This window comes from Cupriavidus sp. DF5525 (assembly GCF_040149425.2).
In the GTDB taxonomy this organism is placed as follows: domain Bacteria; phylum Pseudomonadota; class Gammaproteobacteria; order Burkholderiales; family Burkholderiaceae; genus Cupriavidus; species Cupriavidus pickettii_A.
Genome location: NZ_CP168266.1, coordinates 2221243 through 2234386, shown reverse-complemented (window position 1 = coordinate 2234386; position 13144 = coordinate 2221243). Strand labels below are relative to the sequence as shown.

At 68.2% G+C, this 13144-nt stretch carries 10 protein-coding genes; 5 read left to right on the top strand and 5 right to left on the bottom strand.

Annotation, left to right across the window (positions count from 1 at the left end; all coding sequences use genetic code 11):
• The first annotated feature begins 3 nt into the window (after positions 1-3).
• Positions 4-1626, top strand: a complete 1623-nt coding sequence (locus tag ABNX08_RS31435) for an ATP-binding protein (protein WP_022539706.1) — start codon at positions 4-6, stop codon at positions 1624-1626.
• Positions 1627-1639: 13 nt separating this feature from the next.
• Here the strand turns inward: ABNX08_RS31435 and ABNX08_RS31430 are convergent, their stop codons facing one another.
• The 5 genes from ABNX08_RS31430 to ABNX08_RS31410 form a co-directional block, all read right to left on the bottom strand.
• Positions 1640-3976: an acetamidase/formamidase family protein gene (locus ABNX08_RS31430; protein WP_349607269.1), complete on the bottom strand. Its 2337-nt coding sequence runs from the start codon at positions 3974-3976 to the stop codon at positions 1640-1642.
• A gap of 93 nt (positions 3977-4069) precedes the next feature.
• The gene (locus tag ABNX08_RS31425) at positions 4070-4261 is read right to left on the bottom strand and encodes a DUF1427 family protein (protein WP_041681862.1); all 192 of its coding nucleotides are present in this window, start codon (positions 4259-4261) and stop codon (positions 4070-4072) included.
• 14 nt (positions 4262-4275) lie between these two features.
• Positions 4276-4503: a XapX domain-containing protein gene (locus ABNX08_RS31420; RefSeq protein WP_022539703.1), complete on the bottom strand. Its 228-nt coding sequence runs from the start codon at positions 4501-4503 to the stop codon at positions 4276-4278.
• An 89-nt stretch (positions 4504-4592) separates the two neighbouring features.
• Positions 4593-5618 (bottom strand): acetamidase/formamidase family protein, encoded by a 1026-nt coding sequence (locus tag ABNX08_RS31415; protein ID WP_022539702.1) that lies wholly within the window; start codon positions 5616-5618, stop codon positions 4593-4595.
• A gap of 391 nt (positions 5619-6009) precedes the next feature.
• Complete coding sequence (locus ABNX08_RS31410; RefSeq protein ID WP_022539701.1) at positions 6010-6432, bottom strand: hypothetical protein; 423 nt, start codon at positions 6430-6432, stop codon at positions 6010-6012.
• A gap of 363 nt (positions 6433-6795) precedes the next feature.
• Between ABNX08_RS31410 and czcI the strand changes: the two genes are divergently transcribed.
• The 4 genes from czcI to ABNX08_RS31390 all read left to right on the top strand — a co-directional run bounded on the left by czcI (position 6796) and on the right by ABNX08_RS31390 (position 13038).
• Positions 6796-7194, top strand: a complete 399-nt coding sequence (czcI, locus tag ABNX08_RS31405) for a cation efflux protein, CzcI family (RefSeq protein ID WP_022539700.1) — start codon at positions 6796-6798, stop codon at positions 7192-7194.
• Between the two features lie 90 nt (positions 7195-7284).
• Positions 7285-8562, top strand: coding sequence for a TolC family protein (locus tag ABNX08_RS31400; protein WP_022539699.1), 1278 nt, complete (start codon positions 7285-7287; stop codon positions 8560-8562).
• Between the two features lie 17 nt (positions 8563-8579).
• Entirely contained in the window at positions 8580-9848 is a 1269-nt protein-coding gene (locus ABNX08_RS31395) for an efflux RND transporter periplasmic adaptor subunit (protein ID WP_022539698.1), read from the top strand.
• Between the two features lie 13 nt (positions 9849-9861).
• Positions 9862-13038 (top strand): CusA/CzcA family heavy metal efflux RND transporter, encoded by a 3177-nt coding sequence (locus ABNX08_RS31390; RefSeq protein ID WP_022539697.1) that lies wholly within the window; start codon positions 9862-9864, stop codon positions 13036-13038.
• Positions 13039-13144 lie beyond the last annotated feature (106 nt).

Below are 13144 nucleotides of genomic sequence, written 5' to 3'. Positions count from 1 at the left end.
TCCATGGACTTTGAAATTCCGCAGGCGCTGGTCGATCCCCTGCTGGCGCTGATCGAAACCGGATCGCCGCTGGCGAAGCAGCTGCAGGAGCATGGCGTGTGCCACGGCGACATGCTGGTGTCGAGCAAACTGTTCGATGCGCACGCGCTCAATTCGCTGTACACACTGAGCAAGTCGCAGAACCAGCGCGCGCTGATGTTCCAGATGCTGGCGCTGGACAATATCCACAACGCTCCGCAGGCGCGCACGATCCCGGGGCTCGACCAGCTGATCCCGGGCCTGGTGGCCTACCTGGCGCGCGATGCCATCGATGGCTGGCTCTACCAGCGCAACCGCGACGGCGTGCTGCTGCCCTGGCTGGTGCGCCGCATGCGCTATGTCGCGCCCGACCAGGGCATGCCCTACGTGGTGGTCGACATGCTGGCCAATACCATGCAGTCCGCCAACTCGGAACTGACCGACCACCACAAGCGCCGCGCCGGCATGACCACCTCGATGGTGATCACGCGCGACGATATCGCCAACCGCACCATCCCGGAGCTGCTGGCGGAGTTCGGCTTCTACAAGGAATGCGCGGAGTTCCGGCAGGAATACGAGCAGCACGCGCGGCGCTTCGTGCGTTACCAGCGCCGTTTCGGCGCGCAGTTCGTCGCCGCGCGCTCGGCGTTGACGGTCGATGCCAAGGGCAGCGTCGAGCTGACGCGCATCGCCGAGGTTGCGCCGGCCCGGTGCGTGAACGACGAAGAACGGCTGGAGCGCCGCTTCGAAATGAGCTGCGACCCGGAGTTCTGGCGCGATGCCGGCGTGGACGAGGGCTTCGAGCAGGTGCCGCTGCACTGCTATGTGCACCTGTTCCACCTGGAATGGCACCGCAATATCTGGGTCCATGTGCAGCACCTGTCCGAATACCGCTATCAGCCCGAACTGCGCGACAAGCTGGTGCTGCCGGCCCATCACCGCGACCTGATCGATATCCTGACCTCGCATATGGACGTGCTGGTGCCGGACTTCGTGCCGGGCAAGTCCGGCGGCACCACCATCCTGTGCCAGGGCGCGCCGGGGCTGGGCAAGACGCTCACTGCCGAGGTCTATGCCGAGGTCGTCGGCAAGCCGCTGTATCGCGTGCATTCGGGGCAGCTCGGCACCACGGCGGCGTCGGTCGGCGCCACGCTGACCGGGATCCTGCGCCGCGCCATGCGCTGGAACGCGATCCTGCTGCTCGATGAAGCGGACGTCTATATCCGCTGCCGCGACAACGACCTCGAACACAACGCCATCGTCGCGGAATTCCTGCGCACGCTGGAATATTTCGATGGCCTGCTGTTCATGACCACCAACCGCATCGGCGATGTCGACGATGCCATCCTGTCGCGCTGCATCGCCACCATCCACTACGAGACGCCCGGCAAGGACGATGCACGGCGGCTGTGGCGGCTGCAGGCCGCGCAGTTCGGCGCGGAACTGGGCGATGGCTTGATCGAAGTGCTGATACGCGCCTATCCGAAGGCGAGCGGGCGCGATATCAAGGAATTGCTGAAGCTGGCGACGCGCTATGGCAAGGCGAAGGGGATTCCGTTGTCGGAAGATGTGTTCCGCTTGTGCGGGCAGTTCCGGGGGATCGGCTAGGCGGCGCGGTCTGTCATGCGCCCGCGAACAGCGACTTGCGGATGATCGCGTGCACCCCCCAGTTGCCATTGACCACCTGCGTGATGCCAAAGTCGACCGCAACCGAGATCAGCGTGATCGCCTCATCCTCGCTCAGGCCCTTGACCGACATCAGGAAGCGCCGTGCCTTGCGAAACGCATCGCGCATGGCCTCGTCCAGGGTCGACTTCAGGTAGATGTGGCTCTGTGCCTTCTGCCCCAGCTCGGCCAGGTGGTTTGGCGAGCTGAAGCCGTGGAGCACCCATTCATCCGGCGTCTCGACCAGCGGGTAGGTCAGGTCTGCAAACGGCGCGCCGGGAGCGATCTGCGTGGCCTTGTGCAGAATCAGCTGGAATTCGCCGGTCAGCGAGCATTCGATGGCGGTGCCGCACAGTTCGGAATCCCCCTGGGAAGCATGCGGATCGCCGACTGAGAGCAGGGCGCCAGGCACGGCCACCCGCAGGAAGACACTGGCGCCGCGCGTGACCCGCCAGTTGTCGAGGTTGCCGGCGAAGCTCGACGGCGGGATGGAATCGATCAGCCCGTCCTGAGCCGGGGCCACCGCAATCACCCCGAAATGCGGGCGAATCGGGATGTCGATGCCGCGCAGCACGTCGTGTCGCTTGACGATGGTGGCGTGGTCGACGGGCACGCCGGGGTAGTCGATGGTGGGATGCAGCACGCCGAACGGGTCGCGCTGCGGGGTCCAGCGGAAGTTGTAGACCGCGCGTGCCCGGCCGTCGGCGCGCTCGCAATCGATCTCGAAGACCGTGACGACCTCGCGCTCGCGCGGTTCGGTCAGCATGTCCCGATAGTGGAAGCCCCACCACGTCGCCGCATTGGCGCCGAACGCCTTGCCCGCGAAACGCGGATCGGCGCACGGTCGCGGGCGCACGTCGAGGATCCGGACTTCCAGCACATCGCCGGGCATGGCGCCGCGCACGGCCACCGGGCCGGTGCAGATATGCACGCCGAAGCCTTCGCCCGCGCCGCGGCCATAGACCGAGGCATCGATCGGGCCCGCGCCGCGCCGATTGACATTCTTCTGCTGCGCGGTCCAGTGGAACACGCTCTCCGCGCCGGCGTCGCCTGCGACCATGCGCTCCCAGTCGTCAGCGGCATGCTGCGTCAGCGTTTCGAGCGTGAGCCTGTCGCCCGATTCGACCTCGAGTACCGGTGCCAGGTCGTGGCTGAGATAGCCCCAGTGGACGGTCTTGTCGGTGGCGCGAAGCCAGTGGTGCCGCTCGCCCAGGCGCCCGTCATGCGCTCCTGCGCGGGCCGGCTGCACGGGCGTCCTGGTCCTGGACGCGCCATCGTCCGGTGCTGCCGCAGGGAGCCGCGCGTTGACGGGCAGGCCCCGCGAGACCTTCTGCGTCAGCAGCCTGGCCGGGGCGAGCGTCATTTGCTCGCGATATGCGCTCGGCGACAGGCCGAACTGGTCGCGGAAGGCGTGGCTGAAGTAAGAAGGGTCGTTGAAGCCCCAGCGATAGCAGATATCGGAGACCGTCAGACGGTCGTAAAGCGGATTGGCCAGGTCGGCCCGGCACCGTTCGAGTCGGCTGGTGCGCAGGTACGCCGAAAAGCTGCTGCCCGACTTCTCGAACAGTTTCTGCAGATAGCGCGCCGAGACATGCTCGTCCGCCGCAATGGCGGCCAGGCTCAGGCCCGACTCGGCCAGGCGGGCATCGATGCGCCCGCAGACCCTGGCGAAGATCGCCGCCCGTGACGACGTCATGCCGGGAAGCGGCCGGGGCTGGACGTTTGCCAGCGCGGCGGTCAGGAATTCCGGGATGGTGCTGTCGAAGGGCTGCAGCGCCCGTGGCTCCGCCGCGACGATGGTCTCGAAGCTCTCTGCGATCGATTGCAGCACGCGCGCGAACAGTGTCGCGGTGTCGCCGCCCAACCGCATCGCCGCGCGCGGCAAGGGGGCGGCGATGCGCGCCGTCAGCGCCGTACCGAGATGGACAGCCAGCAGGCGGAACGGCGTGGCAAGCGCCAGCTCCGGGCCGGCGCCCTCGGGTACGCACAGGATGTCACCGGCTTGCAGGCGCTCGCGGACCGGCGTCGCGCCCAGCATGGCTTCGCCCTCGGCCAGCATCAGCAGCATCAGGCCGCGGCCTTCGCCGGCAGTCACGGCCAGCGTCTGCGGCACCGACGCGATATAGGCCAGCTCGATGCCGGCGGCTGTCGCCCTGGACTGGATCGCACCGTGCAGGGTGTGGTCCGCGCACAGGCTCTCACAGCGCAAGCGCACCGCCCTGAGCTGGTCACGCCACGCGGCGCCGCGCCGGTTGCGCGGATAGGCTTCGGTGGAAAATGGCGACAGGTGCAAGTTCAGCCTCCCTGGCATCGGCCTGCAACGGTAATGGGGTAGACGCGCCGCCTACCCCGTTTCTGCCTTGCCGTGCGAAGGCTGGCACCGTGGCTAGCCAAACAGCAGCTGTCCTCGCATGGCCGCCACCAGAACAAAGCCGGCAAACGTGCCAAAGATGGCGAAGATGCCGCCAAGCACGTTTGGTGCAGGGATCGGGGCGCGTACCGCAGTGTAAACAACCCCCGTCACCAGGCCAACGGCCGCGGCCTGCAATTCCGTACTGCCCAATGCGATCTCGACCATTGCATTCCCCATGCTCATGAATCCGCAGTGACGGCGTCGCGTACCGGCGGGCGACCGAAGGTGATGCTGCGGCGCCAGGCGTGGACGATCAGGTAGCCGATATAGGTAAAGAGGATGGCGAAGATACCGCCCATGACGTTCGGTGCCGGGATCGGCAGGCCCAGCCAGGCGTACAGCGTGCCCGTGACCAGCCCGACGACCAGCGCAACGATCTCGTTGCGACCTATGTAGACGTATTGCATGAACTCTCCGTTCGATCGGCCGCCCGGGCGGGCAATGGCTGGCCGCGGCGCCCGGCGGCATGGTTTCGGAATGCGGGCCTGGGCGGCGCTCAACCCTTCTGCCGGGGCGGGAAGATTGCCCGGGGCATCGTGCAATGGATGCCTTGGGTGCCGTCGACAACCTGGGTGACGCCGAAATCGGCGGACACGCTCATCAGCGAATAGGCGTCGTCGCGCGACAGCCCTTGCTGCTCGGTCAGCAACTGGATCATGTCGCGCGCGGCGTTCTTGCCGGCTTCGTCGAGATCCTCGTGAAAACCATGGACGACCCAGCAGTCAGGCGTTTCCAGCAGCGGGGACGGAAAGTGGAAGTCCTTGCGCAGCACCACCTGGAACAGCACGTTCAGCGAGGCCTCGATGGCGGTGCCGCTGATTTCGCCATCGCCCTGCGAGATATGCGGATCGCCGATCGAGAACAAGGCGCCGTCGACTTCGATCGGGTAGTACATGGTGGCGCCGGCGCCGATGCGCCAGTTGTCGATATTGCCGCCGTGCCGGCCGGGTTGCACGGTGGAGACTCGCCCCCGGGCGTCCGGTGCCACGCCGGCCGTGCCGAGATGGGGCCGAACCGGTACGCGCACCCCGGCCAGCGCGGGCTGCCGGCAGCATTCGCGCTGGTCGACAATCTTCCCGGGGGTGGTCAGCTTGCCCGGATAGTCGTAGGCATAGAGGGCGTGGGCGGTGTTGGATGCGTTGTCCAGCTCGTAGATGGTGACGCGTTCCTTCTCGAACTCCGGGTACAGCTGGCCCCAATGCGCGGCGACGTTGGCGCCGAAGCGGAAGCGCGGAATCATCTGCAGGTAGCGGACCTCAAGCACGTCGCCGGGCTTCGCGTCTTCCACAAAGATCGGACCGGTCATGATATGCACGCCGGGATTGCGGTCCTCATGGGGGATCTGCTCGTAGATGGCGCGCACGGCATGGTCCATCATCAGGTCGGGTGCGTCGCCGGCGTGGTGGGTGACCGCTTCCGCGCGGATGATATCGCCGCTCCTGACGGTCAGGGCGGGCGCCCTGGTGGCTTCGAAATAGCCCCAATGCACGGTATCGGGGCGGGCAGGCAGGTCATGCAGCATGTTGTCTCCTTCTTGTTGTGGTGCGGGATTCCGCCAGGGCGCGGGCCCGGCCGGACAGGCGCGGCGAACGGCGATGGGAGCAACGGGAATGCGTGAAGGTCATGAACCGCCCTGCCTGGAATCCCGCTTGCGCCGCACACCGGGCATGGGCCAAGGGGCGGTGAGCTAATGGTAGGAAGGCGGGCTGGCGGGGCCCTAGGGCGATACGCCCCGACAGCTTGTGCTGCAGCGAACTAACGTAAACCCGGCGTCATGCGCCAGGCCGTGCGGCCCTGGATGCTGCGGCTTGCCCGCCTGCAGCTGCGATCCGCCAGCCGTTCAGACAAGAAAAAAGGCCAGCGCAAAGGCGCTGGCCGTTTCGTCTTGAGCTTGCGGACTGCTGTCGATGCGATCAGGCACGTGCGCCCTCGCCGTACGGGTCGAACGCGCCAACCCGGCTGCCTTCGGTGTAGGGATCGAAGCTGCGCGCCGGCGATGCCGATACACCGCTGCGCTCCAGGCCGGCCAGCGTGCGGGCGCCGTCCACATACGGGTCGGGCTTGCCGGCACGGGCGCCGTCGGTGAAGGCGTCGTGCGAGCGGAATTCATAACCATACTTGTCACCCGGCACCGTGATGGCGGCCAGCGTGCGGGCGCCGTCCAGGTACGGGTCGGCCTTGCCGGCGCGGGCGCCGTCGGTGAAGACGTCTTGCGTGCGGAAGTTGTAGCCGTACTTGTCGCCGGGCAGCTGTTCGGCGGCGGTGGCGGCTTGCGCGGTGCCCAGGGCGGCCAGCGACAGGATCAGCGCGGAAACGAGGCGGGTGGTCTTGGTCATGAAATTTCTCCAGGTCTTGTTCGTTGAATTTGTCAGAACGTGTTGTGTTGCGTGTGTGCCGTTCATGTAACGAACTATAGGCGGGGTAGCGGCCTGGAAAGTGGGCTTGTGCTGGATAAGTTATTCAGAAAAATTGAATAACGACTGGGTGTCCGCGCGTCGTAATGTGAACGCGTTTAGATGCGACCACCGGCCCTCGTGGATGCTCCCCTTGCCCGCTCGCGGGAGAGGGGTGCAGACCGCCAGGTATCGCGGCGATGACGCAAATGTAATGACCCCGTCGCGATAGTGGCCGGCACCACTCGGTTAAACTTGCGGCTCGCTGTCTCCGCCACGTCGGATGCCAGCGCAAGCCGCCCGACCATGCAACGCCTCCTCCTCATCCTCCTTGCGCTCATCCTGCCGCTCCAGTTCGCCTGGGCGGGAGCGGCGGCGTATTGCCGGCATGAGGTGGCGGCATCGGCCAAGGCCCATCTGGGGCACCACGAGCACCAGCACAAAGCCGACAGTGGTGCGCACAGCAAAGCCAGCGACAAGCCCGGCGGCACGGTCAGCGACAAGGCCGCCGACGCCGATAAGCTCGGCCTGGCCGATCCCGATTGTGGCATCTGCCATATCGCCTCGCTGCCGTTCGCGCGCGCCGATGCGCCTGAGGTGCAGGCCATGCGCCGCGTCGAACTGGCGCCGCCGGCTTCGCAGCCAGGCTTCTCGTCCCACAGCGCGCGGGCGCCCGACCGTCCGCAGTGGCTGCGTCTCGCCTAGCCGGCGAGACGACGCGCTTCCCCGCTCTCCCTGATGCCCTGACGTCAGGCGTCTCGCCGAATTCCCCGATTTCTTTCCTGGTGCAATTCGATGCGAAGACTTTTGCTGCCGCTTGGGCTGGCGGCCGCCCTATCCAGCCCGTTCTCCGGCGTCGCCCAGACGCCGCCTCCCGCCATGGCGCCCGTGGATGGCAAGCCATTGGCATCCCCCGCCGCGCAGGAGCCGTCCGGCACGCTGACGCTTGACGCCGCGCTGGCGCTGGCCGAAGCCGGCAGCTTCGCGCTCTCGGCCGCCGGCAAGGAACTCGACGCCACCGAAGGCGACGTCACGCAGGCGCGCGTGCTGCCCAATCCGGAGCTGGCGGTGTTGATGGAAGACACGCGCCGCGCTACGCGCAACACCACCGGCCAGTTCAACCTGCCGATCGAGCTGGGGGGCAAGCGCGCCGCGCGCATCGGCGTGGCCGAGCGCGGGCGCGAACTGGCGCAGGCCGAGCTGGGCAGCGTGCGTGCCGAGCTGCGCGCGGCGGTGATCGCGCGCTTCTTCGGCGTGCTGGTGGCGCAGGAGCGCGTGACGCTGGCCGAGGGCTCGGTCGGCATCGCCAGCAAGGCCGCCGCGGCCGCAGGGCGGCGCGTCGCCGCGGGCAAGGTCGCGCCGCTGGAAGAAACGCGCGCCCGGGTCGAGCAGGCCAATGCCGAGCTGGAGCTGGCCGAAGCTACCGGCGCGCTGCAATCGGCGCGGCAGTCGCTGGCCGCGCTGTGGGGCAATACCGCGCCCGGCTTTGCGCAGGCGCGCGGCGATCTCGATGCGCTGCCGTCGCGACCCGCGCCCGCCGCGCTGCAGGCTGCGCTGGAAGACGCGCCGCTGCTGGCGGCGAGCCGGCTGTCGGCCGAGCGCAGCCGCGCCGAAGTGGCGGTGGCGCGCAGCCGCCAGTACCCGGATGTCACCGTGAGCCTCGGCGCCAAGCGCGACAACGAGGCCAACCGCAATATGGCCGTGCTGGGCGTAGCCATCCCGCTGCCGCTCTTTGACCGCAACCAGGGCAACCTGTACGCGGCGCTGCGCCGCGCCGACAAGGCGCAGGACGCGCATGCCGCCAATCGCATCCGGCTGGCGAACGAACTGCAGCAGGCCTCGACCCAGCTCTCGGTAGCACGCGCCGCGGCGCAGACGCTGCAGTCCTCGGTGCTGCCCGCGGCCGAGCAGGCCTATGCCGCCGCCACGCGCGGCTTCGAGGCGGGCAAGTTCAATTTCCTCGACGTGCTGGACGCCCAGCGCACGCTGTTCCAGGCACGCATCCGCTACCTGGACGTGCTGGCCCGCACCTATGACGCCGCGGCCAGCATCGACCGCATCCTCGGACACTGATACGGAAGGCTTCAAGCATGGCAATGAGCAAGCAACAACGGGCCGCCGTGGTGGCCATCCTGGTCGTCGGGCTGCTGGGCGGCGCGGCGATCCTCTTTACCGGCAAGGGCGGCGGCGCCGGGGAGGAGGCCGGACATGGACACGCCGAACATGGCGACGAGCACGCGCACGGCAAGGACGGGGACAAAGCGGCCGACCACGGCGGCGCCAGCGCGCCTGCCGTGCCGCCGCAAGCCGAGAGCAAGCCGCACCTGGTCACGCTGACGCCCGCGCAGATCGAGCAGGCCGGCATCGGCCTCGCCACCGCCGGTCCCGCGCCCTTGCGCAGCAGCGTCGATTTTCCGGGCGAGATCCGCTTCAACGACGACCGCACCGCGCACGTGGTGCCGCGCGTGGCGGGCGTGGCGCAGGCGGTGCCCGCCAACCTGGGCGAGCAGGTCGCCAGGGGTCAGGTGCTGGCAGTGATCGCCAGCACGGCGCTCGCCGAGCAGCGCAGCGAACTGCTGGCGGCGCAGCGGCGCGAGGCGCTGGCGCGCGCCACCTACGCGCGGGAGAAGACCTTGTGGCAGGAGAAGATCTCCGCCGAACAGGACTACCAGCAGGCGCGCACGGCGCTGGAAGAAGCCCGGATCGCGGTGCAGAACGCGCGCCAGAAGCTGACCGCGATCGGCGCCACCGAGGCCCCCGCCGGCAAGGGCGGCAGCCTGAACCAGTTCGCGCTGCGCGCCCCGTTCGACGGCATCGTGGTGGAAAAGCACCTGTCGCTGGGCGAGGCGGTCAAGGAAGACGCCAGCGTTTTCACCATCTCCGACCTGAGTTCGGTATGGGCCGAGTTCGTGGTGTCAGCGCGCGACCTGGACCAGGTGCGCGTGGGCGAGTCGGTCACGGTGCACTCGAGCGCCTCCGACACGCAGGCCGAAGGCAAGGTGTCCTACGTCGGCGCGCTGCTGGGCGAGCAGACGCGCACCGCCAAGGCGCGCGTGACGCTGGCCAACCCTGGCATGGCGTGGCGCCCGGGGTTGTTCGTCACCGTCAGCGTGCTGGGTGTGCCGGTGCAGGCGCCGGTGACGGTGGCCGCGGATGCGGTGCAACAGGTCGACGGCCAGAGTGTGGTCTTCGTCGCGGTGCCGGGCGGGTTTGCGGTACAGCCGGTCAAGACGGGCCGCACCGGCGGCAAGCTGGTGGAGATTACCGAAGGCCTGCAGCCAGGCGCGCGCTATGCCGCGGCCAACAGCTTCATCCTCAAGTCCGAGCTGGGCAAGTCCAGCGCCGGGCACGAGCACTGAGCGGGAGGCAGCCATGTTCGAACGCCTGATCCGCTTTGCCATCGAGCAGCGCTGGCTGGTGCTGCTGGCCGTGCTGGCCATGGCCGCGCTCGGCCTGTACAGCTATACCCGGCTGCCGATCGACGCGGTGCCGGACATCACCAACGTCCAGGTGCAGATCAACACCGCCGCGCCGGGCTACTCGCCGCTGGAGACCGAGCAGCGCATCACCTATCCGGTCGAGACCGTGATGGCGGGCCTGCCGGGGCTGGAGCAGACGCGCTCGCTGTCGCGCTACGGGCTGTCACAGGTGACGGTGATCTTCCGCGACGGCACCGATATCCACTTTGCGCGCCAGCTCGTCAACCAGCGCATCCAGGAAGCGCGTGACAAGCTGCCCGCCGGCATCACGCCCGCGATGGGGCCGATCTCGACCGGCCTGGGCGAGATCTACCTGTGGACAGTCGAGGCCGACCCCGGCGCGCGCAAGCCTGATGGCACGCCCTACACGCTCGCGGACCTGCGCGAGATCCAGGACTGGGTGATCCGTCCGCAATTGCGCAACGTGCCGGGCGTGACCGAGGTCAATGCGATCGGCGGGCATGCGCGCGCCTACGTGGTCGCACCCAGCCTGGAGCGCATGGCGTCGTATGGCCTGTCGCTGGCCGACGTGGTGGCCGCGCTGGAGAAGAACAACGACAACGTCGGGGCCGGCTATATCGAGCGGCGCGGCGAGCAATACCTGGTGCGCGTGCCGGGCCAGGTGCGCTCGCTCGACGATATCCGCGAGGTGATCGTCGGCACCGCGCAGGGCCAGCCGATCCGCGTGCGCGACGTCGCCACCGTGCAGACCGGCGGCGAGCTGCGCACCGGTGCCGCCACCGAGAACGGCCGCGAGGTGGTACTGGGCACGGTGTTCATGCTGATCGGCGAGAACAGCCGCACGGTGTCGCAGGCGGTGGACCGCAAGATGGCGGAGATCAACCGCACCTTGCCCGCTGGCGTGGAAGCGATCACGGTCTACGACCGCACCACGCTGGTCGACAAGGCCATCGCCACGGTCAAGCAGAACCTGCTCGAAGGCGCGGTGCTGGTGATTGCCATCCTGTTCCTGTTCCTCGGCAACCTGCGCGCGGCGCTGATCACCGCGCTGGTGATCCCGCTGTCGATGCTGTTCACCTTCACGGGCATGGTGCACTACCGCGTCAGCGCCAACCTGATGAGCCTGGGCGCGCTGGACTTCGGCATCATCGTCGACGGCGCGGTGGTGATCGTCGAGAACTGCGTGCGCCGGCTGGCGCATGCGCAGGAACGACACGGCCGTGTGCTGACGCGCTCCGAACGCCTGCACGAAGTCTTTGCCGCCGCGCGCGAGGCGCGCCGGCCGCTGCTGTACGGGCAGCTGATCATCATCGTGGTGTACCTGCCGATCTTCGCGCTGACCGGGGTCGAGGGAAAGATGTTCCACCCGATGGCCATCACCGTGGTGCTGGCGCTGCTGGGGGCGATGGTGCTGTCGGTGACTTTCGTGCCGGCGGCGGTGGCGCTGGCCATCGGCAACCGCGTGGCCGAGCGCGAGAACCGGCTGATGGCGTGGGCGCGCCGGCGCTATGCGGTGCTGCTGGAGCGCTCGCTGGCGGCCACGCCGGTGGTGCTGACCTTTGCCGGCGTCGCGGTGGCGCTGTGCCTGGCGATCGCCACGCGGCTGGGCAGCGAGTTCGTGCCCAGCCTGAACGAGGGCGACCTTGCCGTCCAGGCGCTGCGCATCCCCGGTACCAGCCTGACGCAGTCGGTGGCGATGCAGCAGCAGGTGGAGACCACGCTGAGGGTGAAGTTCCCGGAGATCGAGCGCATCTTCGCGCGCACCGGCACCGCGGAGATCGCCTCGGACCCGATGCCGCCGAACATCTCCGATGGCTACATCATGCTCAAGCCGAGGTCGCAATGGCCCGAGCCACGGCGCACCCGCGACGAACTGATCGCGGCGATCCGCGAGGAGGTCGGCAAGCTGCCGGGCAACAACTATGAATTCTCGCAGCCGATCCAGCTGCGCTTCAACGAGCTGATCTCGGGCGTGCGCTCGGACGTGGCGGTCAAGGTGTTCGGCGACGACAACGCCGTGCTGGAGCAGACCGCCAACCGCATCGCCGCTGTGTTGCAAGGCATCCCGGGCGCTGCCGAAGTCAAGGTCGAGCAGACCACCGGCCTGCCGATGCTGACCGTCAATATCGACCGCAACAAGGCGGCGCGCTATGGCCTGAACATGAGCGATATCCAGGATGCGGTGGCGATCGGGATCGGCGGCAAGACGTCGGGCACGTTCTTCAGCGGCGACCGGCGCTTCGATATCGTGGTACGCCTGCCCGATGCGGTGCGCGAGGACGTGGAAGCGCTGCGGCGCCTGCCGGTGGCGCTGCCGAAGGACAGTGCCGCGCGCACCAGCTATATCCCCCTCAGCGAGGTGGCCACGGTGGAGCTCGCCCCCGGCCCCAACCAGGTCTCGCGCGAGAACGGCAAGCGCCGCATCGTCGTCAGCGCCAATGTGCGTGGGCGCGATATCGGCAGCTTCGTGCCCGAGGCCGAGGCGGCCATCCGCGAGCGCGTGCAGGTCCCGGCGGGCTACTGGACCAGCTGGGGCGGCACGTTCGAGCAGCTGCAGTCCGCCACCGAGCGCCTGCGCGTGGTGGTGCCGCTGGCGCTGGGGCTGGTGTTCGTGCTGCTGTTCGCCATGTTCGGAAATGTGAAGGACGGGCTGCTGGTTTTCACCGGCATCCCGTTCGCGCTGACCGGCGGCATCCTGGCGCTGTGGCTGCGCGGCATCCCGCTGTCGATCTCGGCGGCGGTGGGCTTTATCGCGCTGTGCGGCGTGGCAGTGCTCAACGGGCTGGTGATGCTGTCGTTTATCCGCTCGCTGCGCGAGGGCGGGCAGGGGCTCGATGACGCCATCCGCCAGGGCGCGCTGACGCGGCTGCGGCCGGTGCTGATGACGGCGCTGGTGGCTTCGCTCGGCTTCGTGCCGATGGCGCTGGCGACCGGCACGGGGGCCGAAGTGCAGCGGCCGCTGGCCACGGTGGTGATCGGCGGCATTCTGTCGTCGACGGCGCTGACATTGCTGGTGCTGCCGGTGTTGTATCGGCTGGCGCACAGGAACGACGAGGCGGCGGCGGAGGCGGCGCAGGGGGAGGGGGAGTTCGTGCAGGTGGAGACGTAAGCGGCGCGTGAAGACGCATCAAAGACACGTGGTTCCCGCGTACCCGGGAACCCGGCGACTCTTGGCGGCGCAATCGATCTTTCACGACACCGTGAAGCGTTTGCGC

Excerpts from the sequence above, each read along its gene's own strand:
- ABNX08_RS31435 (WP_022539706.1), top strand. The coding sequence starts at position 4 with ATGGACTTTGAAATTCCGCAGGCGCTGGTCGATCCCCTGCTGGCGCTG.
- ABNX08_RS31425 (WP_041681862.1), bottom strand. The coding sequence starts at position 4,261 with ATGGTCGAGATCGCATTGGGCAGTACGGAATTGCAGGCCGCGGCCGTT.
- ABNX08_RS31420 (WP_022539703.1), bottom strand. The coding sequence starts at position 4,503 with ATGCAATACGTCTACATAGGTCGCAACGAGATCGTTGCGCTGGTCGTC.
- ABNX08_RS31415 (WP_022539702.1), bottom strand. The coding sequence starts at position 5,618 with ATGCTGCATGACCTGCCTGCCCGCCCCGATACCGTGCATTGGGGCTAT.
- ABNX08_RS31410 (WP_022539701.1), bottom strand. The coding sequence starts at position 6,432 with ATGACCAAGACCACCCGCCTCGTTTCCGCGCTGATCCTGTCGCTGGCC.
- czcI (WP_022539700.1), top strand. The coding sequence starts at position 6,796 with ATGCAACGCCTCCTCCTCATCCTCCTTGCGCTCATCCTGCCGCTCCAG.
- ABNX08_RS31400 (WP_022539699.1), top strand. The coding sequence starts at position 7,285 with ATGCGAAGACTTTTGCTGCCGCTTGGGCTGGCGGCCGCCCTATCCAGC.
- ABNX08_RS31395 (WP_022539698.1), top strand. The coding sequence starts at position 8,580 with ATGGCAATGAGCAAGCAACAACGGGCCGCCGTGGTGGCCATCCTGGTC.
- ABNX08_RS31390 (WP_022539697.1), top strand. The coding sequence starts at position 9,862 with ATGTTCGAACGCCTGATCCGCTTTGCCATCGAGCAGCGCTGGCTGGTG.